This is a genomic window from Belnapia sp. F-4-1 (assembly GCF_000802185.1).
Lineage (GTDB): Bacteria > Pseudomonadota > Alphaproteobacteria > Acetobacterales > Acetobacteraceae > Belnapia.
In genome coordinates this window covers 4,772,797-4,794,649 of sequence record NZ_KN676113.1, presented here as the reverse complement: position 1 = coordinate 4,794,649, position 21,853 = coordinate 4,772,797, and the positions used below count along the sequence as shown (strand labels likewise).

Genomic DNA, 21,853 nt, shown 5'->3' with positions numbered 1-21,853 from the left:
GCCGCCCTCAGAGCCCGCCGCAGCCCTTCGCCCGCAGCGAGGCGATCACCCAGTCCCGCTCCCAGGTCCCGCCATCGATCGCCTGCTGCGCCATGGCCTCCTTCGCCTGGTGCCCCTCGGCGGCCGCGATCGCCTCCGCCGCATCCGCGGCCGGCAGCACGACGACGCCATCCTCGTCCGCCATGACGAGATCGCCCGGCATCACCACCTGCCCGCCGCAGGCGACCGGATAGCCGATCTCCCCAGGGCCGTCCTTGTAGGGGCCCGATGGCGTGATGCCCCGCGCCCAGATGCCGATCGGCAATTCGCCGAGCTGCGCTGCGTCCCGCACCGAACCATCGACGATGACGGCGGCGATTCCCCGCCGCGCCGCCCAGCCCATCATCAGCTCGCCGGTGATGGCGATGTCGAGGTCGCCGCCGGCATCGACAACAATGACGTCGCCGGCCTCCGCCATGTCAATTGCCCGATGCAGCATCAGGTTGTCGCCCGAACGTGCCCGCACGGTGAAGGCCGGCCCCGCCACGACGAGCTTGCCGCCGAAGGCGCGGAAGCCGCCGCGCATGGTCTGCATGCGGTTGACCACATCGCCGATATTCGCCGCCGGGATGGCGGCTGCGCGGGCGCAGAGCGCCGGATCGATGCGGCCGGTCACCGGCCGGATGCGGAAGCCGAGTGTCATGTGCTGTTTCCCCCTTCGGGTCGTGCCGCCCGCATCATGCCGAGCCTGCGGGCGCTGTCGAGCAGACGCTCATATGCAGTCAAATTAGCGTGCGCAGACAAAGCTGCTGCATCCCTTGGCTTCGCGGCACGTACCGGAACTGTGACGTTGTCGTTCCGTGAGGCAGCCGTAAGGCAAACGGCGGCATGATACCGGGACACTGTATCGCCATGGTCGTTATTTAACAGCATCGTGTCCGGACATCGCGGATTGCCTAGTTGTGTACCCAGACCGGGCAAGTAATGAATGTGGAGGGTTGAAAAACCTCCCTGGCCGAAAGCCAAACGAGTTCTTGCTGCCCACCCCCCCCTGCCGGAGGCTTCGATGACCACGCCGCGCCCCATCCTGATCGTCGAGGACGATGCCGCCCTGCGCGCCACGCTGGCCGAACAGCTCGCGCTCAACGGCGACTTCACCGCCGACGAAGCGGGCAGCGCCGGCCAGGCGGAAGCAAAGCTTGCCGACGCCAATGCGCGCTACGATGCCATCCTGCTCGACATCGGCCTACCCGATGCAGACGGCCGCGAGTTCTGCGCCAAGCTCCGCCGTGAAGGCCGTCGCATGCCGGTCATCATGCTGACCGGCGCCGATGGCGAGGAGGACGTCGTCCGCGGCCTCGATTCCGGCGCCAACGATTACATCGCCAAGCCCTTCCGCCTGCCGGAGCTGCTGGCCCGCGTCCGCGCCCAGCTCCGACTCTTCGACAACAGCGAGGACGCCACCTTTGCCATCGGCCCCTACATGTTCCGCCCGAGCGCCCGCACGCTGACGGAGACGGGCCGCAACCGCCGGATCCGCCTGACCGACAAGGAATGCGCGATCCTGAAATTCCTCTACCGCGCCGGCGGCAAGCCCGTCGCCCGCCAGGTGCTGCTCAACGAGGTCTGGGGCTACAACAGCGCCGTCACCACCCACACGCTCGAGACGCATGTGTATCGCCTGCGCCAGAAGATCGAGCCTGATCCCACCCAGCTCCGCCTGCTGCTGACCGAGGTGGGCGGCTACAAGCTCGCCGCCGCCGCCCTCGGCATCGGCCACGTCTGAGAAGCCCCTCGGGGATGCGCCCTCGGGCGCATCTTGCCAGCCCACTGGCCGGGCCGCAGTCTCGGGCGGGTTGGCGGAGCCCGCAGCACCCTCCGCCCGCCGGAGAACGCCCGATGAGTGACCTGCCCAGTGCCGCCGAGCTGGAAGAGATCACCGGCAGCGCGGCGCCTGCCGCCGCCGACATCGCGCTCGGCGAATGCCTGCTGAGCGAGGCCATCGAGCGGCCGCTGCCGAGCGAGGCCCGCCTTTCCCTCGCCGCAGCCCTGGCCGCGGCCGGCTTCCGCCGCATCGGCCTCACCAGCCTGCGCGACCCCGCCCGCTTCCCCCTCTTCGCCGATGCCGAGCTGCTGCTGCGCGGCGTGCCCCGCCATCCGGGCCTTGCCTTCCAGGTGCCCTGCCCGGACCTGATGGCCGTTCGCCGCGCGCTCGTCGCCCAGGATGGCGGCTGGGGTCCGGACGAGGTGCTGCTGCCCATCGCCGCCACCGATGCCGCCTCGCAGGCCCTGTTCGGCGAGGACCGCGCCGCCCGCTGGGCCAGCCTCGCCGCGATGGCCGAACAGGCGGGTGGCCGCTTCGCCCTCTGCGGCAGCATCGCCGCCGCCTTCGCCGAGGGCGCCGAGCCGGCCGGGGTGCTGGCCGATGCCGAGCGTCTCGCCGAGTTCGGCATCGGCCGCATCGCCATCGCCGACGACGAGGGCCTGGCGACACCGCCCCGTGTCCGGGACCTGATCGGCTGGCTGCATGGCGGCCTGCCGACCGCCAGCTTCATCGCCCGCTTCTCCGACCGCCGCGGCACCGCCATCGCCAATACCCTCGCCGCGATCGAGGCTGGCCTTACCGAGGCGGATGCGGCGCTGGGCGGCGCCGGCGGCTTCTGCTGCGCCGAGGACCTGGCCGCGGCGCTTGCCGCCATGGGCCTCGGCACCGGCCTCGACCCGGCTGCGCTGCGCAAGGCCGGGCTGGCTGCCGAGCAGGTCCTCGGCCATGCACTGTACAGCCGCGTACTGCGGCTGGAGGACGGGGCCTGAGCCCGCCGGACCTCGATCAGGCCCCCGGCAGAACGACGACCGTGCCGCGCTTGGTGCCCGCCTCCACCGCCTCATGCGCGGCTGCCGTCTCGGCGAGCGGATAGGCCACGGCGACGCGGTGCAGCCGCGGCGCCTGCCGTAGCCAGGCATCGATCTCCTCCATCGCCTGACGGCGCGCTGCTGCGGGCGCGCTGTTCAGCACCACGCCGCGCAGGTTGACGTTCTTCCGCATCAGGACGGCGGAAACGGGGATGGACGGCGTCAATCCGCCGCGGCTTGCATAACCGACGACGCTGCCGTTCAGCGCCACCACCTCGGACCAGAGCGCGACATTGCCGCCGACATCGACCTCGACGATGCGGTCCACGCCGCCCGTCGCCGCCATGATCCGCGCGGCGCAATCCGGCGCCCGATAGTCGAAGACGGCGTCGGCGCCCGCGGCCTTCGCGTCTTCGCTCTTCCAGCCGCCGCTCGCCGTGGCGCCGACCCAGGCCGCGCCATCCCAGCGCGCGAGCTGCACCGCGTAATTACCGACCGCGCCGCCGCCGCCCGAGACCAGCACGCGCAACCCGCGCACGGGCCCGTCGGCGAAGAGGCAGCGATGCGCCGTCATCGCCGGGATGCCGAGGCAGGCGCCGGTCTCGAAGTCGATATCCTCCGGCAGGGCGATGACATTCTCGGCCGGTACGCAGGTGAACTCCGCCGCCGTGCCGAAGGGCCGCCCGCGCTGCGCGTTGTAGAGCCAGACCCGCCGCCCCAGCAGCCCGGCCGACGCACCCTCGCCGAGCGCCTCCACCAAGCCCGCGCCGTCGCTGTGCGGGATGATCAGCGGCCACTCATTGGCGTAGGACGTCCCGGCCCGGCGCTAGGTATCGGCCGGGTTAACGCCCGAGGCCAGGAGCCGCACGCGTACTTCGCCCGGCGCCGGCTCCGCCACCGGCCGCTCGCCGAGCTGCAGGACCTCCCGCGCCGGGCCGGGCCGGGTGTACCAGACGGCGCGCATCGGCTCGCGGCCTCAGGCGCCGCAGCGCACCAGCCTGCCGGGAAGCGCCCCCGTCGCCTCGCCGTGGCGGTAAGTGACGGCGCCGGCGACGATGGTCGCCTCATAGCCGCGGGCGCGCTGCATCAGCCGCCGTCCGCCCGCCGGCAGGTCGTAGAGCATCCCCGGCCGGTCGAGCGCGAGCGCATCGAGGTCGATGACGTTGATGTCGGCCCGCATCCCGACGCGCAACAGGCCGCGATCGGCAAGCCCCACAGCCCGCGCCGTGTCGCTGGTCTGCCGCCGGATCAGCTCCTCGATCGGCAGGCCGCGCTGCTTGCCCCAGTAGCTCAGCAGGAAGGTCGGGAAGCTGCCATCCGAGATGAAGCCGACATGCGCCCCGCCATCGGAGAGGCCGACGATGGTATTCGGGTGCCTCAGCAGCTCCGCCGAGGCATCCAGCGTGAAGTCCGCATAGTTGGTCAGCGGGCAGAAAAGGAAGTTCTGGCCCTCATTGGCCAGCAGCATGTCATAGGCGACCTCCTCCGGGCTGCGGCCCTGCCGGGCGGCCTCGGCGGCGACGCTGGTTTCGCGGTGCGGCGCGTAGTCCGGCGGATCGCCGAAGGGAAACATGCGCTCGAAGGACAGCCGGGTGATGAGCGGGAAATTGCTGCCGCTGATGCGGTCATCGGCCAGGATTTGGGCGCGGGTGGCCGGGTCGCGCATGGCGGCAACGCGCTCGGGCACCGGCAGATGGGCGATCGCCTTGTAGCTCGGCGCCCCGCTGAAGGGGTTCTGGCTGCCGAGCAGGCCCATGAGGATGCCGATCGGCCGTGGCGGGAAGACCGGGCGGATGTTCACCCCCTCCGCCGCCGCCTTGTTGGACAGCGCCAGCAGCTCACGCCAGGCCTCCGTCCGGTCGTGCCGGGCGGTGAGGGAGAAGACCATCGGCCGACCGCAGGCCTCGGCGACGCGGCGGAGCATGGCGAATTCGGTGGCGGCGTCCGGCAGGTTGAAGTCGGAGACCACTTCGAGGAAGCCGGCGCCCACCTCCTTCAGGCCGAGGGCGATCCCCGTCAGCTCGTCCTCCTGGGCGCGGAGCGTGGGCGTGGAGTCGCCCTTCAGCGTCTTGTGGCTGATGGTGCGGCTGGTGGAGAAGCCGAAGGCGCCGGCCTGCACCGCCTCGGCGACGATCTGCCGCATGGCGGCGATGTCGGCCTGGTTCGCCGGCTCCAGCGCCAGCGCCCGCTCGCCCATGACATAGACGCGGACGGCGGCATGCGGGACGAGGGCGCAGATGTCGATGTCCCGCGGCTTGCCCTCGAGCACGGCGAGATATTCGGAAAAGCTTTCCCAGGTGAAGTCGAGCCCTTGGGACAGGACCGGGGCGGGGATGTCCTCCACCCCCTCCATCAGCTCGATGAGCTGCATTTCCTGGCCGGGATGGACCGGGGCGAAGCCGACGCCGCAATTGCCCATCACCGCGGTCGTCACGCCATGGATCGCCGAGGGCGCCAGGTGGCTGTCCCACACCGCCTGGCCGTCGTAATGGGTGTGGATATCGACGAAGCCCGGCGTCACCAGCCGGCCATGGGCGTCGATCTCCTCACGCCCACGGGGCAAGTCGGGGCCGATGGCGGTGATCCGCCCGCCGCTGACCGCCAGATCGGCAACGACGCCCGGTGCGCCGCTGCCATCGACGATGGTGCCGCCGCGGATGACCAGATCCTCTGCCATGGCCCGCTTCCTTCCTGCTTATGCTTGGGAGGAAGCCTAGGCCCGGCGCCGGGGGCTGGAAACCCTAATCCGGCATGGCGGCGGCCTCGTAACCGACCGGCACCGGGGCTCGGCCCGGGGTGGCGAGCGTGGCGCGGAGCTGCGCCAGCATCGCTTCTGCCGCCTCGCCAAGCTCCGCCTCCGGCCCGGCCACCGCCTCCACCGCGGCCAGTGCCCGCGCACGCTCCTCCTGCTTCGGCAGCAGCTGGGGGAGAGTCGCCAGCGCCTCGGCCGGCGCCATGCTGGCGATCACCGTTTGCCGGCGGATCATGGCCTGCCGTTCCTCCGGCGTCATGGCGGCGAAGGGCTCCTCCGTCGTCAGCATGGCGTTGGAGCGCACCAGGCGGGAGCGGCGCACGCCGCCACGGGCGCGGGCCAGCAGGATCATCATGCGGATGACCGCTGCCGCATAGCCGCCCTCGGCGATCTGGGCCAGCGCCGCCCGCACTTCGGGCGCCGTGGCTTCGGTCGCCGGCGGCGGGGCCTCGGGCGGCTCGGCCTGGGCCACGCCCCAGGTGCCGAGCGCGCCGTAGAGGGCGTGGAAGGCATATTCCGTCCAGCCGTCGCGGATGTCGCGGTAAAGGTCGAAGCTGCGCTCCACGCCGTCGGCCCAGAGCCGCTCCCAGGCAAGGAAGGGGTTGGTGGGTGCCACCGGCCGCCGGTCCGCCCGTGCCTGCTCGGCCAGCGGCGCGACCGCCGCCATCGCCGGGTTGCGGTCGCTGAAGAGCGTGCGCCGCAGCCGCATCGGGTGCATCTGCCGCCGCAGCTCCGCCGTCCGCTCGGTGCTGAGCTGGCGGATGAAGGGCGCGGCGAAGAGGTCGTAGACCGACTGGTTCAGCGCCGAGATGCGGGCGACGGCGGGGAAGGCCTCGTTCTTCGCCTCGCCGCTGCGAGCGCGGATGTCGGCCATGGTCCGCTCCTTGAGCTCGACCTGCCAGCCGCCGTTGCCGCCCTCGGTGGTGATCAGCATCTCGTAGAGGCCGGGCGCGACGCTGTCGATCAGCTGCAGCGTCTCGGCGATCTCGGTATGCTCCTTCAGCGCGATGGCGCCCGAGACGAAGATGCCGAGATGGCCGATATCCTCGTGCATCAGGTAGACGATGGTCTGGCCGAGCGTCTTGATCTCCTGCTCGTCGCGGTAGACATCGGCGATCCAGCGCAGCGCCTGGCCGGGCGGCGTGATGTTGTCGCCGGCCGAGGCGAAGACGACCACCGGGCTGCGCACCGCGCGCATGTTGAAGGTGGCGCCGCCACCGGCCGAGATCTCGCCGCGGGCGAATTTGTCGCCGATGAACAGGTTCTCGACGATCCAGCGGATCTCGTCGCGGTTCATCAGGAAGTAGCCGCCCCACCAGCGCTCGAATTCGAGGAAGCGCGGCGTCTCCCGGTCAACATTGGCGTAGAGGTTGTAGTATTTCTTGAACCAGGTGTTGGCGGGCGACAGGCTTTCAAAATTCAGCACCAGGTTGGCGCCGTCGAACTTGCCGTTGCCGAGATCGGCCAGCAGCGCCGCCGGCCAGGAGCCGCCGGCGAGGCCGCCGAGATAGCGCATCGGGTTCCGCCCGCGCTCGCCCGCCCAGTAGGAGAGGGGCGCGCCGTTCAGCACGATGGCACCGGTAAGGTCGGGCTGGGAGGCGCCGAGCATCATTACCGCCCAGCCGCCCTGGCAATTGCCGATGACGACGGGCTTCGGCGCCTCCGGATGGAGCTTCGCCACCTCCTCCAGGAAGACGCCCTCGGCCTGGGTGATGTCGAGGATGGTCTGGCCCGGCTCCGGGTCGCGGAAGAAAACGACGAAATAGACCGGATGGCCGCGGCGCAGCGCCACGCCCACCTGGCTGTCCGACTTGAAGCCGCCGATGCCGGCGCCGTGGCCGGCGCGCGGGTCGATGATGACGAAGGGGCGCAGCTTCGGGTCCTGCGGTGCCGCGCCCTCGGGGCGGCGGATGCGGACCAGGGCGTAGTTGCACGGCCGCGGCAGGGTGCGGCCATCCACCACCATGTCCCAGGGGAAGAAGAGGACAGGCGGGCAGCCCTCCGCCTCATGCTCGTAGAAGGCGTTGCCCGCCTGGCGCAGGGCATCGAGGTAGAGAACGCCGCGCTGGGCCGCATCCACCGCGTAATCGGCCGCCGCGGCGAGCAGCATGGCCGGGTTGGCGGGAAGCGGCGGCGGGGCTGGCGGCAGGGACGTGGGGGCGAGCTGCGCCGCCTGACGCGTCGCCACATCGGTGAGGGTCCGGGCCTGGTCGATGATGCGCGACATGGTTTCGGCACCGCGGGCCAGCAGCTCGCGGCCCGGAGGGGGGGTGACCACGGTCAAAGGCGTGTTCCTTGATTTTGGCCGGATGCTGCGTCGCAGCACGCGCAAAGTCCAGTCGAATACTCGGAAATGCGGTGACATCCCGAAATCTTTGGGCCTAGCCTCCCGGATGGGGAGTACCGCGCCATGCCGCAAGTCATGAAACGATGCGTTGCCCTGCCGCCGGAGCAGGCGCATTTCGTCGACACGATGGTGGCGTCGGGGGCCTATGAATCGAGCGGGGCGGTGATGCGGGCGGCGCTGCGCGCGCTGCAGGCCCGCGACGCTGCCATGGAGCGATGGGTGCTGGCCCAGGTCGTGCCCGTGCTCGGAGCGATGCATCCCGGCCCGGCCGCCGGCCTGCCGGATGACTACCTGCGGGCCGCGGTGCGGCGGCAGGAGGCGGTCTGGCTGGGCGAGGGCACTCAGCGCACCAAGATGTAGTGCATCGTGAAGTCGATGGTCACGCCGTTCGGGTCCGCCCCGGGCGGGAAGGCCGGCAGCGTCGCGCCGCGGAACATCGAGACCAGTCCCGCATCGAGCCACACCGAGCCCGACGGGCCGATCAGCCGCACCGACCTCACCTTGCCGTTCGGATCGGCAATCACCTGCACCCGGCTGCGGCCCTGATGGCCCGCCTCCACGGCGCTGGCCGGGTAGCGCTTGTTCTCGTCCACCCAGCGGCGGAAAGCGTTGCGCCAGTCCGGCCCGACCTGCGCGCCGCGCACATCCGCCTCGGACTCAGTCGAATTGCGGCCGAGTGTCGCCAGCGGCCCGGGTGACAGATCGAGCCGCGAGCGCGGCGTGCCCGGCGGCGCCGACGGGGTGGCGGGCGCGAGGTTGCGTGCCTCCGGCATCCAGACCCCGGGCAGGCGCTGCGCCGGCGCGGCGGGGCGGGCGGCGGTCTGCGGCGGGGTGGGGGCCGGGGGCGGCGGGCTGAGGCGCGGGACCTCGCGCGGCAGCGGGATGGGCGGAGGCGGCATCGGCAGGGCCTCGGCGACGGCCGGGGGCGGCGGCGGCGGGGCCGGGGCAGGCTCGGCGAATTCGGTGCGCGGCGGTGCCGGCGGCGGCGGAGCCGGCGGCAGCGGCAGGGGCGGCGCCGGCGAGGCGGTGGCCTCGGGCACCGGCGGCGGCTGGGCCGGTTGCGGGATCGCCGGCAGGCTCTCGGGCGCCGGGGGCGGCGCCTCCTGCTCCGGCCGGGCCTCGCCCTGCTCGTCGCCGGGGCGGCCGGGGGCCCCCGACTGGTACTCGACCTCGAAGGAGGGCGGCGGCAGCGGCTCCGGCGGCCGCTCGCGGGTCATCACTGCCAGCACGACCAGCCCGAGGAAGCCGAGATGCAGCAGTACCGAGCCGACCAGGCCCGGCCGCAGCCGGCGCCAGGGGCGCTGCGCGCGGGGGATGCGGCGGCGGCCCGGCCGGAGCGCCGGCTCGGCCCGGAGGGTCGGGGCGGTCACGCGGCGCGGTCAGCCCTGGCTGCCGGGTCCCTTGCCGCCCGCCATCGGCGTAAACAGGCGGAAGAGGCCGGCCATGGCGTCGCGCATCTGCTCGGGCGTCTGCGGGGCGAGGGGCATCCAAGTCCGCAGCAGCGCCTCGGGCGAGAGGGCATCGACGGCGTTCAGCATCTGCTGCTGCATCTTCGCCAGCACCGCATCCTGCATCGGCCGCAGATCGGGCAGGCCGAGGAAGGTGCGGGCTTCCTCGGGCGTGCAATCGATCTCGACGTTGATCTTCATGGATTCCGGAACTCCGCGCGCACCGCCCATATGGACCGGCTGCGCCGGCTCCGCCAGCGGGGATACGTTTTGTCGGGGAGGCCTGGCCGCTGTTGCGCGTCCCCGGGGGGCGGCTAGGCTGGCGCGAGAGCCGGACGGAGCCCGCCATGCTGAAATTCAGCAATTTCCTCTTCACCGAAAGCCGCGAGCCGGCGAGCGATGCCCGCGTCATCCGCGAATGCCTGGAGGAGGCGAAGCTCTGCGACGAACTCGGCGTCGAGGTGATCTGGCTCGCGGAGCACCACTTCGACGGCAACTGCGCCTATGTCGACCCGACCGCCTTCGCCGCCGCGGTGCTGGCCGCGACCAGGCGGGTGAAGGTGGGCTTCGCCGTGGCGCAGGTCTCGCTGCATCACCCGGTGCGCCTCGCCGAGCAGATCGCGCTGCTCGACAATCTAGGCGAGGGCCGGCTCATCGTCGGGCTCGGCCGTGGCACCGCCTACAATGTCTACGAGTATCAGGGCTACGGCATCGACTGGCGCGAGGCGGGAGCGCGCTATGCCGAGGCCGAGGCGATCATGCTCGAAGCCTGGACCAACAAGGCGGGCGTTACCCACCGGGGCCAATTCTGGGACATCCAGGCGCCGCGGCTGCGGCCGGAATGCTTCACCCAGCCGCATCCGGCGGTGCTGCGGGCCGCCTCCTCGGAGGAGGGAGCGCTGCATCTCGCCGCACGCGGCCTGCCCTTCATGATGAACGTGCAGTCGGTCGAGGTGACGCGGCGGCGGCTGGCTGCCTATCGCGCCGCGCTGGCTGCGGCCGGGCATGACGAGGCGCATGTGGCCCGCTGCATGGCGGAGAGCTGGGTCTGGCGCAACGTCGTCGTCGCCGAGACGGATGCGGAAGCGGCGCGCATCGGCATTCCCGCCTTCGAGGCGATGCAGGAGCAGCGGCGGGTGATGCGCGAGCGGGTTTATGCCGAGCAGGGCATCCGCATGGTGGAGGAGCGGGTGCCGCCCGCCCGGGCGCAGGTGGAGGGTGCGCTGATCCATGGCTCGCCGGCGACGGTCGCGGCGAAGATGGCAGAGATCGACCGCACCGGCGTCGGCGGAGTGATCTGTTCCTTCCGGCTCGGGCCGATGCCGGCGGAGGTGGCGAACGAGTCGATCCGGCTGTTCATGACGCGGGTCGCGCCGGAATTCGGGCCGCGTGCGGCGGCGGCGGCGGAGTAGCGCCGGGGGTTGGGCGCCCCGGCGCCTGCCTCGGCCCTCAGCTGGAGGAGCGGCCCCCATGGCTGTTCTGGCCGCCCTTGCGGCCCGCCTCGGCCGCCTTCTCGCGGTCATTGGCGAAATTGCCGGGGTTGTTCTCCTTGCCCTGGCTCATGCCGCCCATGTGGCCGGCCTCGCGCGCCTTCTCGCGGTCATTGGCGAAATTGCCGGGATTGCCCTTGCCGCCGCCGGAGCCCTGTTGGTTCGCCATCGGTCGTTTCCCTCTTCCTTGTGGTGGGGGCGGGGTTACGCTCCCGCCCGCCGGCATAACGCACGAGCGCGTCGCCGTTTCCCGCAGGCGTTGAGCAACTCCTGAAGCCCTGTCAGCGAGGTTCCCCGATGGCCGATGCATCCCCGCTTGCGATCCTGGAAGGGCTCTGGCGTGGGGCGGGGCTGGCGCCGGGCGCCTTGCCGGAGCTTCGGTTGACGGGCGGGGAGCCGGCCTTGCCGTCGTCCTTCCGCATCGGCGCGGCGGCGCAGGCGAGCATCGGCGCGGCGACGGCGGCGGTGGCGGCGATTCACCGCGCCCGGGGCGGGGTGGCGCAGGCGGTCTCGGTCGAGCTGCGGCATGCGGCGCTGGCCTTCCTTTCGGAGCGCTACCTTGCACTCAAGGGTGGCGATGCGGGCGCCAGGTGGGACGACATCGCCGGTACCTATCGCTGCGGCGATGGCCGCCATGTGCGGTTGCACACGAATTTTCCCCATCACCGGGCGGGCACGCTCCGGCTGCTCGGCTGCGAGGGCAACCGGGCGGCGGTGGGGGCGGCGCTCGGCAGGTGGGAGGCGCTCGACTTCGAGCAGGCGGCGGCGGAGGCGGGGCTCTGCGTTGCCGCCATGCGAAGCTTCGCCGAATGGGATGCGCATCCGCAGGGGCAGGCGGTGGCCGCGCTGCCGCCGGTGCGGATCGAGAAGATCGGCGAGGCGCCGCCGCTGCCCCTGCCGAAGGCGGGGGCGCGGCCGCTCGTGGGCATCCGCGTGCTGGAGCTGACGCGGGTGATCGCGGGGCCGGTCTGCGGGCGAACCCTAGCCGCGCATGGGGCGGATGTGCTGCATGTCAGCGCGGCGCACCTGCCGAGCTTCGACGAGCTGATCGTCGATACTGGGCGGGGCAAGCGGACGGCCTCGCTCGACCTGCGCGCGGAGGACGGGCGTGAACGGCTGCGGAGGCTGGCGGCCTCGGCGGATGTCTTCCTCCAGGGCTACCGGCCGGGGGCGTTGGCGGAGCACGGCGTCTCGCCCGAGATGCTGGCGGCGCTGCGGCCGGGGATCGTCTGTGCCTCGCTGTCGGCCTATGGCGAGGTGGGACCCTGGGGCGGGCGGCGGGGCTTCGACTCGCTGGTGCAGACGGCGAGCGGCTTCAACCACGCCGAGGCGGAGGCGGCGGGCAGCCTGCCTGAGCCGAAGGTGCTGCCCTGCCAGGCGTTGGACCATGCCTCGGGCTACCTCCTCGCCTTCGGCACGCTGGCGGCGCTGCTGCGGCGGGCGGAGGAGGGCGGGTCCTGGCGGGTAGCGGTTTCGCTCGCCGGGACGGCACGGTGGCTGCGCGGCCTCGGGCGGATCGAGGGCGGGTTCGGCGTGTCAGTGCCGACGATGGCGGAGCTGGGCGGGCTGCTCGAGACGGGCGAGAGCGGGTTCGGGCGGCTGACCGCGCTGCGCGAGCCGGGGCGGCTGGAGGCGACGCCGCCCTTCTGGGCGTTGCCCTCCATGCCGCTCGGGACGCACCGGGCGGAATGGGCTTGAAGAGCCAGGACGGCTTCAATCCTTGAAGCCCGCCCCCTGCCGCATCAACGGCTTGGACCGGAGTTTGAGGGATTGAGGGATTGAAGCGGGGGTGCCGGGCGGGGCTTGGGCGGTGACTGTTTTCCTATAACAAGGACGGTGCGGCAACGCAAGAATCAGTCGGCGGTGATGCCGGCCTCGCGCACCAGCACGGCCATGGCGGCACGCTCCCGCTTCAGGAACTCGGCGAATTCGGCCGGGCTGTTGCCGAGGGCCAACGCGCCGAGGGCGGCGAGGCGCTCGGTGACCCTCGGGTCGCGCAGCGCCGCCTGGCAGGCCTCGTGCAGGCGTTCGACGATGGCCGGGGGCAGACCGGCGGGGCCGTAGACGCCGTTCCATTCGGTCTGGTCGTAGCCGGGGAAGCCCAGCTCGGCGACGGTCGGGATCTCCGGCAGGCTTGGGATGCGTCCGGCGGAGGAGGCGGCCAGCGGGCGCAAGCGGCCCTCCTGGGCGAGTGCGGCGGCGCTCGCCACCGTGGCGAAGCCGAAATCGACGTCGCCGGCGAGCACCGCCGCCAGCGCCGGCCCGCCGCCGCGATAGGGAACGTGACTAAAATCGACCTTCGCCCGGTCCGCCAGCACGGCGGTTGCGATGTGGTTGGAGATGCCATTGCCGGAGGAGCTGTAGGTGAGGCGGCCCGGCTCGGCGCGGGCCTTGGCGAGCAGGGCCTCGAGGCTGCGCAAGGGGCTGTCGGGGCGGACCACGAGCAGCAGCGGGTAGACGGTGACGCGGCTGACCGGGGTGAAGCCGGTGACGTAATCGAAGGGCAGGTTGCGGAACAGGACCTGGTTGACCGCTTGGTTGGCGGCATCGACGAGGAGGGTGGTGCCGTCCGGTGCGGCGCGGGCGACCTCCGCCGCACCGATGGTGCCGCCAGCGCCGGCACGGTTCTCGACCACGGCAGGCTGGCCGAGGAAGGCGGTGAAGGCGGGAGCGAAGAGGCGGGCGGTGGTGTCGGCGCCGCCGCCGGGCGAGAATGGGACGATCAGCCGGACCTGACGCGTTGGGGCCCATTGGGCGAGAGCAGGCGTGGCGAAAAGGGAGGCGGCGAGTGCGGGCAGGCTGCGGCGGGTGGTGGCCATGGCGATGTTCCCCGGATGGGGCGATGGTGGCGGCGGGGCGGGTGGCGCGCAACGGGTGGGGAGGGGACGCGCCGTCCGCGACCTCAAGATCGGGCTGCTGGACGGGGCCTGACGTCCCGCCGGGCCGCGGCGGTCATGCCCAACACGGAGCGGCACGACAGGGGGCAGAAGGCGGGGCCGGCCAGCAGCGGGGCTGGCTTCGGCAGCGGGTGGCGCGCCGCGGTCCGTTGCGGCGGGCGGCATCGGGCCGGCGTGCCACATCGGTGCGGAAACCTGCAGCTTTTCATGCCGGGCATGGGTTTTGGCTTCCACCTCCCGCCGGTCGACCCTAATCCTGGGTGGCGCGCCAACGGCCCCCGCTGGCGGGGTTGGCTCGTCCGAGCGAGGGGGACTTTGTGACGCCTGACGAGCCCGCCCCCGCAAGCCTCCTGCGCCGGCCGACGCTTCGCGTCCGGCTCGCAGGCCTCGTCCTCGCCGTGGCCTTGCCGCTCGTCGCGCTGAACCTTGCCCTGGTCCATATCGGCTACCGGAATGCCCGCGCGCAGGCGAGCGGGCAGGCGCTGAATGTCGCGCGCGGGCTGGCCCTTGCCCTCGAGGGCGAGTTGCGCGGGCGGACCCTGGCGCTCGAGGTGCTCGCCAATTCCCGTGCCCTGGCCGGTGGCGACCTCGACACCTTCCGCATCCAGGCGGAGGCGCTCGTCGCGCGCCAGGCGCCCGGGGCCAATATCCTGCTGCTGCGCGCCGACGGGCAGCAGCTGATGAACACCGCCGCGCCGCGCGGCGTGCCGCTGCCTGCGCGGACCCATCTGGTGAACCAAAGACGCGTCCTCGAGACGCAGCGGCCCGCCACCTCCGACCTCTATTTCGGCCTGGTCGTGCGTCGGCCGGTCGTGGCGATCGACGTGCCGGTGCCGGGCCCCGTCGCAGGGCTGGACGGGGCGGCGTCCGGCCTCATCCTGTCTCTCAACCCGCCGCTCGATGCCTTCGACGCGCTGATCAGGCGGCAGCAGCCCGGTGCCGACTGGATCATCGCCGTGATCGACCGCGCCGGGGTGCGGGTGGCGCGTCTGCCGGACCCGGAGCGCTTCGTCGGGCAGAAGGTCACGCCGGAATTGCTGGAGCGGTGGAGCGCGGGGGCCGCCGAGGAGGTGATGGACGCCGTCAGCCCGGATGGCGAACGCGTCATCAGCGCCCTGGTGCGCCTGCCCGAACCCTTCGGCTGGGGCGTGGCCGTCGCGGTGCCGGAGGCGGCGCTCACCCGCCCGGCGGTGCGGACGGCGCTCGCCCTGCTGGCCGGCGAGCTGGCCGTGCTGGCGCTCGGGATCCTCCTTGCCCGCCGCATCGCCCTCGGCGTGCTGCGCCCGGTGACCGAGCTGCTGCACATGGCTGCGGCTCCGGACGAGGCGGCCTTGCCCGCGGCCTCGCACATCCATGGCCTGCCGGAGGCCGACAGGCTGGCGGAGGCGCTGCTGACCGAGGCGCGGCGGCGCCGGGCCGCCACCGCCTCGCTGGTGGACAGCGAGCGGCGGTTGCGGCTGGTCGTCGCCGAGCTGAACCATCGCGCCAAGAATGCCCTCGCCACGGTGCAATCCCTCGCCTTGCAGACGGCGCGCGGCGGGGCGGGGGGCGATGCCGGGGAATTCGTCCCGGCCTTCACGGGCCGGCTGCAATCCCTGGCGCGGGCGCATGACCTGCTGACGGCGGTGGCCTGGGAGGGGGCGGCGCTCGATGTCGTCGTGCGGACCGGGCTGGCGCCCTGGCTGGAGGGGGTGGAGGAAGGCAGGCCGCGCTTCGCCCTGACGGTTCAGCCCGACCGGCCGATGCCTCGCGTGCCGCCCGGCCAGGTCCAGGCGCTCGTCATGGGGCTGCACGAGCTGGCGGTGAATGCCGTCCGGCACGGGGCGCTCTCCGTGCCGGGCGGGCATGTCGAGGTGGTGTGCAGGACCGACCCGGCGAGCCTCGCGGCGGCCATCGACTGGCGCGAGCGGGACGGCCCGCCGGTGCCGCCGGCCCCGGCACGGCGCGGCTTCGGGACACGGCTGCTGGAACGCGCCCTGGCGCATGACCTCGGCTCCGGCGCGCGGGTGGTGCTCCAATTCGAGCCGGATGGCCTGCGAGCGACGATCAGCTTCGCGCCGCGGCCCGTGGTGCGGGAGGGGGTGGAGGCCTGACCGGTGCCAGTCAGGCCGGAGCGAAGCGTCGTGCCAGCATGTCGGCCAACATGGCGTTGAAGCTCTCCGCCGCCTCGTAGGCGACCCAATGGCCGGCGCCGGGCACGAGGCCGGTCCAGGCCTCAGGCTGGACCTCGCGGAGGGCGGCGAAGCGGCGCTCGATTTCGGGGAAGGCGATGGCGTCGCGTTCGCCGTAGAGCAGGGCGACAGGGGCGCGGGCCCGGGCGATGGCGTCCTTCAAGCTGGTCGTGCTGGCGAAGCCGCGGCTGCGGAAGCGGGCGGCCATCGTGTTGGCTTCCTGGATCTCCAGCGCGAGGGCGTCGATGCGGCCGGCATCGGCGAACATCAGCGTCGCCAGGTTGTGGCGGTGGGCGGCGAGACGGGCCTCGCCGGTCTCGCTGCGGACCTTCTTCAGCGGCGTGACCTGGCGGGGGAGGCCGAGGGCGCCGGCGCCGACCAAGGTGACGCTGCGGAGGCGCCCATCGGCCTGCGCGGCGAGGTGGCCGGCGAGCAGGGCGCCGAAGGAAAAGCCGCAGAGGTCGTAGGGGCGGCCGGGCAGGAGGTCGGCGAGGCCGGCGAGGAGGATGGCGGCGACGGGGGCAGGGGTTTCGGCCGGAGGCGGCATGGCGCTGTCGCCGAGGCCGGGGAGGTCGGGGCAGACCACCAGCCGGTCGCGGGATAGCGGCCCGATGTTGCGGGCCCAATGGCGCCAGGAGCCGGAGCCGCCATGCAGCAGGACGAGGGGCGGGGCATCGGCGTCTCCCCAGAGGCGCCAGGCCATGCGGCCCTCGCCGCAGGGGGTCTCGATGCGGCGGGCGGTGGCGTCGAGGCGGGCCAGGAAGTCGGCCATGCGGGAGTCGATCCCCTTAGATGCTGCGCCGCAGGATCGGGCGGAGCGACGAGCGGATCAAGACTTGCGGTTGGTGAAGCGGGCATTGCCGAGGCCGGTACCGATGGTCAGCACGCCCCAGTGCTTCACGTCGCCCATCCAGGGCACCTGGCTGAGGCCCTGCACCACGGCGTCGTTGTGCATGACGACCACCGTACCATGGCCGCCGATCTCGGGGATGGCGGCGTGCAGGCGTCCAGGCAAGTTGAAGCGTTCGCTCTCCCAATCGCCGGGGAGGTTCTGTGCGCCGTGGGCGATGCTGCCATCCTCCTCGACATGGCCAGGGCAGCCGATGCCGATGAAGGGGGCGACGGCGAGGCCGCGCTTCTCGGCCTTGTGCAGCATCTCTCGCAGCATCTCAACGAGGCGGTCGATGGCGGCCTCGCGGCCGGGCTTGTCGTCGCGATGGCGCCAGATGGCGCTTTCCCAGAGGCAGGCGGCGGAGAGGTCGGAAGCCTTCTTCAGATGCGGGCGGACGAGGCCGACGCGGATGTTGGAGCCGCCGATGTCGACGGCAAGCAGCGCGTCGTGGCCGAGGAAGATCCAGGGCGGGGCGAGCTGGGTGGCGCCGATGAGGCCGGCCTCGTCCGGGTCGTGGCGGATGGGGATGAGGTCGATGGTGATCTCCTCGCCCTTCAGCAGCATGGCGGCGCGGCCGATGGCCAACTCGCCGACGCGGCTGCCGCGCATGCCGCCGCCGATGACGATGCGCTCGGTGCCCTGCCACTCCTTCAGCTTGAGCAGGCGCTTGACGACGGTGGCGAAGGACTGGGCGAATTCCTCGACGACGCCATGGACCAGGCCGGCCACCTCCGGGTCGCCCTCGGCGAGCAGCTTGTCGAGCTGGCGGCGGCCGATGGTCTCGGGGGCGGCGTCGCCGAAGGGATCCTCCTTGTCGACGGCCGTCAGTCGCTTCCGCCATTCGGCGAGGATGGCGCGGAAGGCGGTGCTGCTGGCGCGGTCGCCGAGGAAGCCGTCCGGTGTCCGGAGGGTGGCGTTGGCGGTGTCCACCGTGACGGCGGGCAGCTCGGTCGCGCCATGCGAGGGGAAGCCGGGAGGGTTGGGCCGGCGGGCCTGTTCGGTCATGCGGGGGCAACGCCAGCGGCGGCTCGCCGGTTCGGTCAAGGTTCCGGATAGGTGATGGAAACGATCTCCAGCGTTTCCACGGCTTGTGGGGTGCGAAGGCGGACCAGGTCGCCGATGCCGGCGCCGAGCAGGGCACGGGCGACGGGAGAGACCCAGGAGATGCGGCCCTGCGCGGTGTCGGTCTCTTCAATGCCGACGATCGTCACCGTGACCTCGTGGTCGTCCTCGCGGGCATAGGTAACGGTTGCGCCAAAGAAGACGCGGTCGCGGCGGGGCTGGGTGGCGGGATCCACCACCTGCACGCGCTCCAGCCGCTTGCGGAGGAAGCGGACGCGGCGGTCGATCTCGCGCAGGCGGCGCTTGCCGTACTGGTAGTCGGCATTCTCCGAGCGGTCGCCGAGGCCGGCCGCCCATGAGACGACCTCGACGACCTTGGGGCGCTCCTCGGTCCAGAGGCGATGGAGCTCGGCCTGCAGCGCCGAGTGGCCGGCGGGGGTCATGTAGAAGGGCGTGCCGGGGGCGAGACCGGGTGGGGCGTCGTCCTCGTCATCCTCGTCCTGCGGGGTCATGGGCGGAAGCGGGTCCAGCCGGGGAGGCGGGCGGCGAGGTCTACCTCGCGCCATTTGGGGTGGCGCGGGGGGTGGAGGAAAGCGGGGAATTTCGTCTCGAAGGCGGTGGCGAAACGGGCGAGCTTGCGGTGGCGCTCGGTGCCCGGCGTCCAGGCGTAGCAGGCCATGACGGCGCCGACGGCGATGGTCTCGACCGGGCTGTCCGCGATCAAGGCGGGGTAATCGGCGGGGGTGAGGGTTCCGGGGAGGTAGGTTTCCAACAGCCGGGGCGTCATCGGGATGGGGAGGAAGCGGAGCGGCGTGCCCGCAGGGAGGCCGGCGAAGAGGCGGGCGGGCTTGCCGGTGACATAGGCCAGCGCCGCGATCTCGCCGCGGCGGAGTTGCTCCAGCGCCACGTCCTGCGGAGCGTGGCGGGGCTCGATGGGGATGCCCTCGAAGAGCAGGCTGGCGGTCATCGCGGTGCCGCTGCCCTGGAGGTCGATGTTGACGGGCTTGTTGGCGAGATCGGCGAGGCTGGAGATGCCGGGGGCGGCGAGGAGGTGGACCTCCTCGTCATAGAGCTTGGCGACGTACTGGATCAGGGAGTCGAGGCCGGGGAGCAGGCGGCGGCTGCGGGCATAGGCGAGCACGTCCGATTGGACGATGCCGATATCGACGCCGCGCAGCACCAGGATGTCGCTGATGTTCTGCAGCGAGCCGCGGCCGAGGATGGGGAGGACGCGGAGCGCGTCGCCATCGTCGAGCACGGCGGCGAGGTCGGCGGCGATGCGCGCATAGGTGCCGTCGATGCCGCCGGTGACGATGCCGATGGTGCCGGCATTGGCGCGGGCGGCCAATGCGTTGAGGGATTGCACGAGGGTCTGGGCGCCGGCCGGCGGAGCGGCGGCGGCGAGGGCGGCGGCGAGCAGCGTGCGGCGGCTGGGCATCGGCAGGGCTTAGCCCGGTGAGGCGCCGGAGGCCAGCAGGCGGCGGAGGCCGAGGCCGATCGGGACCATGTCGGGGATGACCTGGCGGGTGAAGGTCTCGATCGGTGCGAGGGCGCGGGGGTCTGGAAGTGTCCCCTCGATGGCGAGCAGCGGGCGGATGGCGTCGGCCTCGGCTTCGGCAAAGCGGAGGGTCGTGGCGCGGGCGGCCTGGATGGCGGCGGGGTCGAGCAGGGCGGCGGCGCGTGTGGGGAGGGCCGCCAGGAAGTCGGGCCAATGGGCGAGGTGGAGGTAGAGGCTCGGCACCACGCCGGCGCCGTGGCGAGCGGCAAGGCCGGTGACCAGGGCAGCCGTCGAGGGCGGCAGCGCGTCGAGCCGGGGAAGGGGCGGCGGCGTGGGGAGCATCGGCTCCGGGGCCAGGCGCGGCGGCGGCGGGCCGGGGTGCGGCGGGTCCTGCGCCAGGGCGCGGCGGAGGGCGGTGAGCAGGATCAGGTTGGTGAGGTTGCCGCGGTTGTAGGTCTCGACCAGGTCCAGGATGGTGGGGTCGGCGGGACGCGGGTCGAGCGCCGGCAGGGGGATGGCGGCGGCGAGGCGGGCTCGGGCGCCGGCGAGGCTGCCATCCTCCAGCGGCGGGCGGATGGCGTGCCAGAGCCAGGGCAGCACGCCATTCAGCGTCGCCAGATGGCGGTGAATGAGGTTGACGAGGGGGACGCCGCTGGCCGTGCGCAGCCTGTCGTAGATCGCCGCGATGGCGGGCGGCGCGTCGGCTTCGCGGAGTTCGGCCAGCGGCATGCGGGTGCCCTACAGCGAGGTCAGGTTCATCGGCTCCGCATACCACTCGAAGCCCTCGCCGGCCTTCGCCACATGGCCGAGGCCGGGCCAGGGGAAGTGGTAGGAGATGACCGCGTGCTTGTCGGCGGCGAGGCGCGTCAACATCCGGAGGCGCGACTGGGCGGAAAGCTTGGGGTCGCTGTCGAAGGAGAATTCCCAGAGCGGCTTCTTCAGCAGCAGGATCTGGTGGTGCGCCAGGTCGCCGGTGTTGACGACGGTCTTGTTGCCGTCGGAGATGAAGTAGACCATGTGGCCCATGGTGTGGCCGGGCGTGGCGAAGGCGGTGACGCCGGGCGTGACCTCCTTGCCGTCCTGCACCATCACCATGCGGTCGCGATAGGCCGAAAGGTTCTTCTTGGCGCCGTCGATGAAGGGCACCATGAAGTCCGGGCCCTTCTTGTTGGCGTCGTCGGTCCAGAAGCGCAGGTCGGTCTCGCTCACCGCGACCTGGGCGTTGGGGAAGTTGCGGCGACCCTCGGCATCGACCAGCGCCCAGCAATGGTCGCAATGCGCATGCGTCAGCACCACCATGTCGATCTGCGCCGGGTCGATGCCGGCGGCCTTCATGTTGGCCAGCAGCTTGCCGGTGGTCGGGCCGAACATCCGGCTCGCGGCGCCCATGCTCTCGCCCATGCCGGTGTCGAAGAGGATGAGCTGGCGGCCGGTGTTCAGCACCAGCGCATTCTGCTCGAGCGTCGCCGAGGCAGGGTCGAGGAAATTGCTGGTGAGAAGGTTGCGGATTTCCTCGGGCGGCGAGCTGGGGAAGGCGGGCTCCGGTTTGCCGAGCGGCAGACGACCGTCGGAGATGATCGTCAGCTCGTAGCTGCCGAGCTTGAAGCGGTACCAGGCGGGCGGCAGGTCGTTGCGGAAGGGTGCGGCGGCGCGGGCTTCGGTGATGGCGGCGGTGACGAGCGCGGGCGCGGCGAGCGTCGCGGCGGCCGCACCCAGCAGGGTGCGGCGGCTGATCTGGATCATCCTGTTCCTCCCAATCCGGTGCCGCGGCATGGCGCGGCACGAGGGGATGGTACAGCGGGAGCGGAGTGCGTCGAGCGAAATCGCGCAGGCGCGCTCAGACGGGGACCATCTCGCCCTGGGCGAAGGCGGTCCAGCCATCGGCCGTGGTCTGCACCTTGTGGACATATATTCCACCGAGGGCCTCGACCACCGGCGTGGCGCCGTTCTGGACCGGCATGTGGCGGCCGTTGACGAGGGTGCGCGTCGGGGTGCGCACGATCTTCACGTCGTTCTTGGGGTGCGGCGTCGTGGGGTTCGGCGTCGGCGTGGCGCGGTGGAAGATGCCGCCCGCCGCGGCGATCCTCACATCGACCGAGGGGCCGATGATGTTCTTGTCGAAGACCCATATCTGCCCGTTGAAGCGGAACATGTCCTTCAGCTCGCGTAGCAGGGTGTGGGTGTTGGCGTATTTGTCCGCCCGCTTCTGCCACTCCTCCAGATTGGCGATGAAGTAGAGATCGGTGACGGCGGAGCCGTTCGCCCAGGTGTTCATCGTGTAGGTGCAGCCTACCAGGATCTCGGCGGCGGTGGTGATGCTGGTGAAATGCGCGCCGAGCAGGCGGTTGCTGGCGAGCCGGGCCAGGACGCCGCCGCAGACCTTCAGCCCATGGACGACGATCGTCGAGTTCGACGTGCCGATGAAGTCCTCATCCAGCGAGATCATGCGACGGCCCTGCTGCCC

The 21,853-nt window shown here is 72.0% G+C and carries 21 protein-coding genes; 6 read left to right on the top strand and 15 right to left on the bottom strand.

All coding sequences use genetic code 11. The annotated features are described in order from the left end of the window. Positions 1 to 7: 7 nt before the first annotated feature. Positions 8 to 682, bottom strand: coding sequence for an RraA family protein (locus LH62_RS22605; protein ID WP_043364410.1), 675 nt, complete (start codon positions 680 to 682; stop codon positions 8 to 10). A gap of 363 nt (positions 683 to 1,045) precedes the next feature. Here LH62_RS22605 and LH62_RS22600 point away from each other — a divergent pair, with 363 nt between their 5' ends. Then, positions 1,046 to 1,765: a response regulator transcription factor gene (locus tag LH62_RS22600; RefSeq protein ID WP_043364409.1), complete on the top strand. Its 720-nt coding sequence runs from the start codon at positions 1,046 to 1,048 to the stop codon at positions 1,763 to 1,765. A 113-nt stretch (positions 1,766 to 1,878) separates the two neighbouring features. Further along, a complete protein-coding gene (locus tag LH62_RS22595; RefSeq protein WP_052214833.1) occupies positions 1,879 to 2,793 on the top strand; it encodes a hypothetical protein in 915 nt (304 codons plus the stop codon). 16 nt (positions 2,794 to 2,809) lie between these two features. Here LH62_RS22595 and LH62_RS22590 read toward each other — a convergent pair whose 3' ends face one another. From LH62_RS22590 to LH62_RS22580, 3 genes are all read right to left on the bottom strand, one after another. Next, complete coding sequence (locus LH62_RS22590) at positions 2,810 to 3,589, bottom strand: NADPH:quinone reductase (RefSeq protein ID WP_201445572.1); 780 nt, start codon at positions 3,587 to 3,589, stop codon at positions 2,810 to 2,812. 219 nt (positions 3,590 to 3,808) lie between these two features. Next, a complete protein-coding gene (locus tag LH62_RS22585; protein WP_043364408.1) occupies positions 3,809 to 5,509 on the bottom strand; it encodes an amidohydrolase family protein in 1,701 nt (566 codons plus the stop codon). 64 nt (positions 5,510 to 5,573) lie between these two features. Then, on the bottom strand, positions 5,574 to 7,862 hold the full coding sequence (locus LH62_RS22580) for a DUF3141 domain-containing protein (RefSeq protein ID WP_236552681.1): 2,289 nt from the start codon (positions 7,860 to 7,862) through the stop codon (positions 5,574 to 5,576). A 132-nt stretch (positions 7,863 to 7,994) separates the two neighbouring features. Between LH62_RS22580 and LH62_RS22575 the strand changes: the two genes are divergently transcribed. Then, positions 7,995 to 8,291: a type II toxin-antitoxin system ParD family antitoxin gene (locus LH62_RS22575; protein WP_043364407.1), complete on the top strand. Its 297-nt coding sequence runs from the start codon at positions 7,995 to 7,997 to the stop codon at positions 8,289 to 8,291. On the opposite strand, the gene LH62_RS28675 is transcribed toward LH62_RS22575, so the two are convergent. Beyond that, positions 8,273 to 9,301, bottom strand: coding sequence for a TonB family protein (locus tag LH62_RS28675; protein ID WP_052214831.1), 1,029 nt, complete (start codon positions 9,299 to 9,301; stop codon positions 8,273 to 8,275). The two genes, LH62_RS22575 and LH62_RS28675, sit on opposite strands and share 19 nt — an antisense overlap. A gap of 9 nt (positions 9,302 to 9,310) precedes the next feature. Further along, positions 9,311 to 9,580 (bottom strand): DUF6489 family protein, encoded by a 270-nt coding sequence (locus tag LH62_RS22565; RefSeq protein ID WP_043364405.1) that lies wholly within the window; start codon positions 9,578 to 9,580, stop codon positions 9,311 to 9,313. 146 nt (positions 9,581 to 9,726) lie between these two features. On the opposite strand from LH62_RS22565, the gene LH62_RS22560 reads away from it, so the two are divergent. After that, on the top strand, positions 9,727 to 10,791 hold the full coding sequence (locus tag LH62_RS22560; protein WP_043364404.1) for an LLM class flavin-dependent oxidoreductase: 1,065 nt from the start codon (positions 9,727 to 9,729) through the stop codon (positions 10,789 to 10,791). A gap of 37 nt (positions 10,792 to 10,828) precedes the next feature. On the opposite strand, the gene LH62_RS22555 is transcribed toward LH62_RS22560, so the two are convergent. After that, positions 10,829 to 11,038 carry a general stress protein gene (locus tag LH62_RS22555; protein WP_043364403.1) on the bottom strand — a complete coding sequence of 70 codons (210 nt, stop codon included), beginning with the start codon at positions 11,036 to 11,038 and terminating at the stop codon, positions 10,829 to 10,831. 128 nt (positions 11,039 to 11,166) lie between these two features. Between LH62_RS22555 and LH62_RS22550 the strand changes: the two genes are divergently transcribed. Further along, positions 11,167 to 12,567, top strand: coding sequence for a CoA transferase (locus LH62_RS22550; protein ID WP_043364402.1), 1,401 nt, complete (start codon positions 11,167 to 11,169; stop codon positions 12,565 to 12,567). 155 nt (positions 12,568 to 12,722) lie between these two features. Here LH62_RS22550 and LH62_RS22545 read toward each other — a convergent pair whose 3' ends face one another. Beyond that, positions 12,723 to 13,688, bottom strand: a complete 966-nt coding sequence (locus tag LH62_RS22545; RefSeq protein ID WP_043364401.1) for a tripartite tricarboxylate transporter substrate binding protein — start codon at positions 13,686 to 13,688, stop codon at positions 12,723 to 12,725. A 395-nt stretch (positions 13,689 to 14,083) separates the two neighbouring features. On the opposite strand from LH62_RS22545, the gene LH62_RS22540 reads away from it, so the two are divergent. After that, positions 14,084 to 15,859, top strand: a complete 1,776-nt coding sequence (locus tag LH62_RS22540; RefSeq protein WP_043364399.1) for a sensor histidine kinase — start codon at positions 14,084 to 14,086, stop codon at positions 15,857 to 15,859. Positions 15,860 to 15,869: 10 nt separating this feature from the next. Here LH62_RS22540 and LH62_RS22535 read toward each other — a convergent pair whose 3' ends face one another. The 7 genes from LH62_RS22535 to LH62_RS22505 all read right to left on the bottom strand — a co-directional run bounded on the left by LH62_RS22535 (position 15,870) and on the right by LH62_RS22505 (position 21,835). Beyond that, the gene (locus LH62_RS22535) at positions 15,870 to 16,709 is read right to left on the bottom strand and encodes an alpha/beta fold hydrolase (RefSeq protein WP_052214830.1); all 840 of its coding nucleotides are present in this window, start codon (positions 16,707 to 16,709) and stop codon (positions 15,870 to 15,872) included. Positions 16,710 to 16,766: 57 nt separating this feature from the next. Continuing rightward, positions 16,767 to 17,834, bottom strand: coding sequence for an ROK family protein (locus tag LH62_RS22530; RefSeq protein ID WP_043364397.1), 1,068 nt, complete (start codon positions 17,832 to 17,834; stop codon positions 16,767 to 16,769). 35 nt (positions 17,835 to 17,869) lie between these two features. Beyond that, positions 17,870 to 18,403, bottom strand: a complete 534-nt coding sequence (gene greB, locus LH62_RS22525) for a transcription elongation factor GreB (protein WP_043364396.1) — start codon at positions 18,401 to 18,403, stop codon at positions 17,870 to 17,872. Beyond that, a complete protein-coding gene (locus LH62_RS22520; RefSeq protein ID WP_043364395.1) occupies positions 18,400 to 19,329 on the bottom strand; it encodes a TAXI family TRAP transporter solute-binding subunit in 930 nt (309 codons plus the stop codon). Before LH62_RS22520 ends, greB begins: the two co-directional genes overlap by 4 nt. A 9-nt stretch (positions 19,330 to 19,338) precedes the next feature. Continuing rightward, entirely contained in the window at positions 19,339 to 20,118 is a 780-nt protein-coding gene (locus LH62_RS22515) for a hypothetical protein (RefSeq protein ID WP_043364394.1), read from the bottom strand. Positions 20,119 to 20,127: 9 nt separating this feature from the next. Then, a complete protein-coding gene (locus LH62_RS22510; RefSeq protein ID WP_043364393.1) occupies positions 20,128 to 21,132 on the bottom strand; it encodes an MBL fold metallo-hydrolase in 1,005 nt (334 codons plus the stop codon). 94 nt (positions 21,133 to 21,226) lie between these two features. Further along, a complete protein-coding gene (locus LH62_RS22505) occupies positions 21,227 to 21,835 on the bottom strand; it encodes a hypothetical protein (protein ID WP_043364392.1) in 609 nt (202 codons plus the stop codon). Between the last annotated feature and the right edge of the window lie 18 nt (positions 21,836 to 21,853).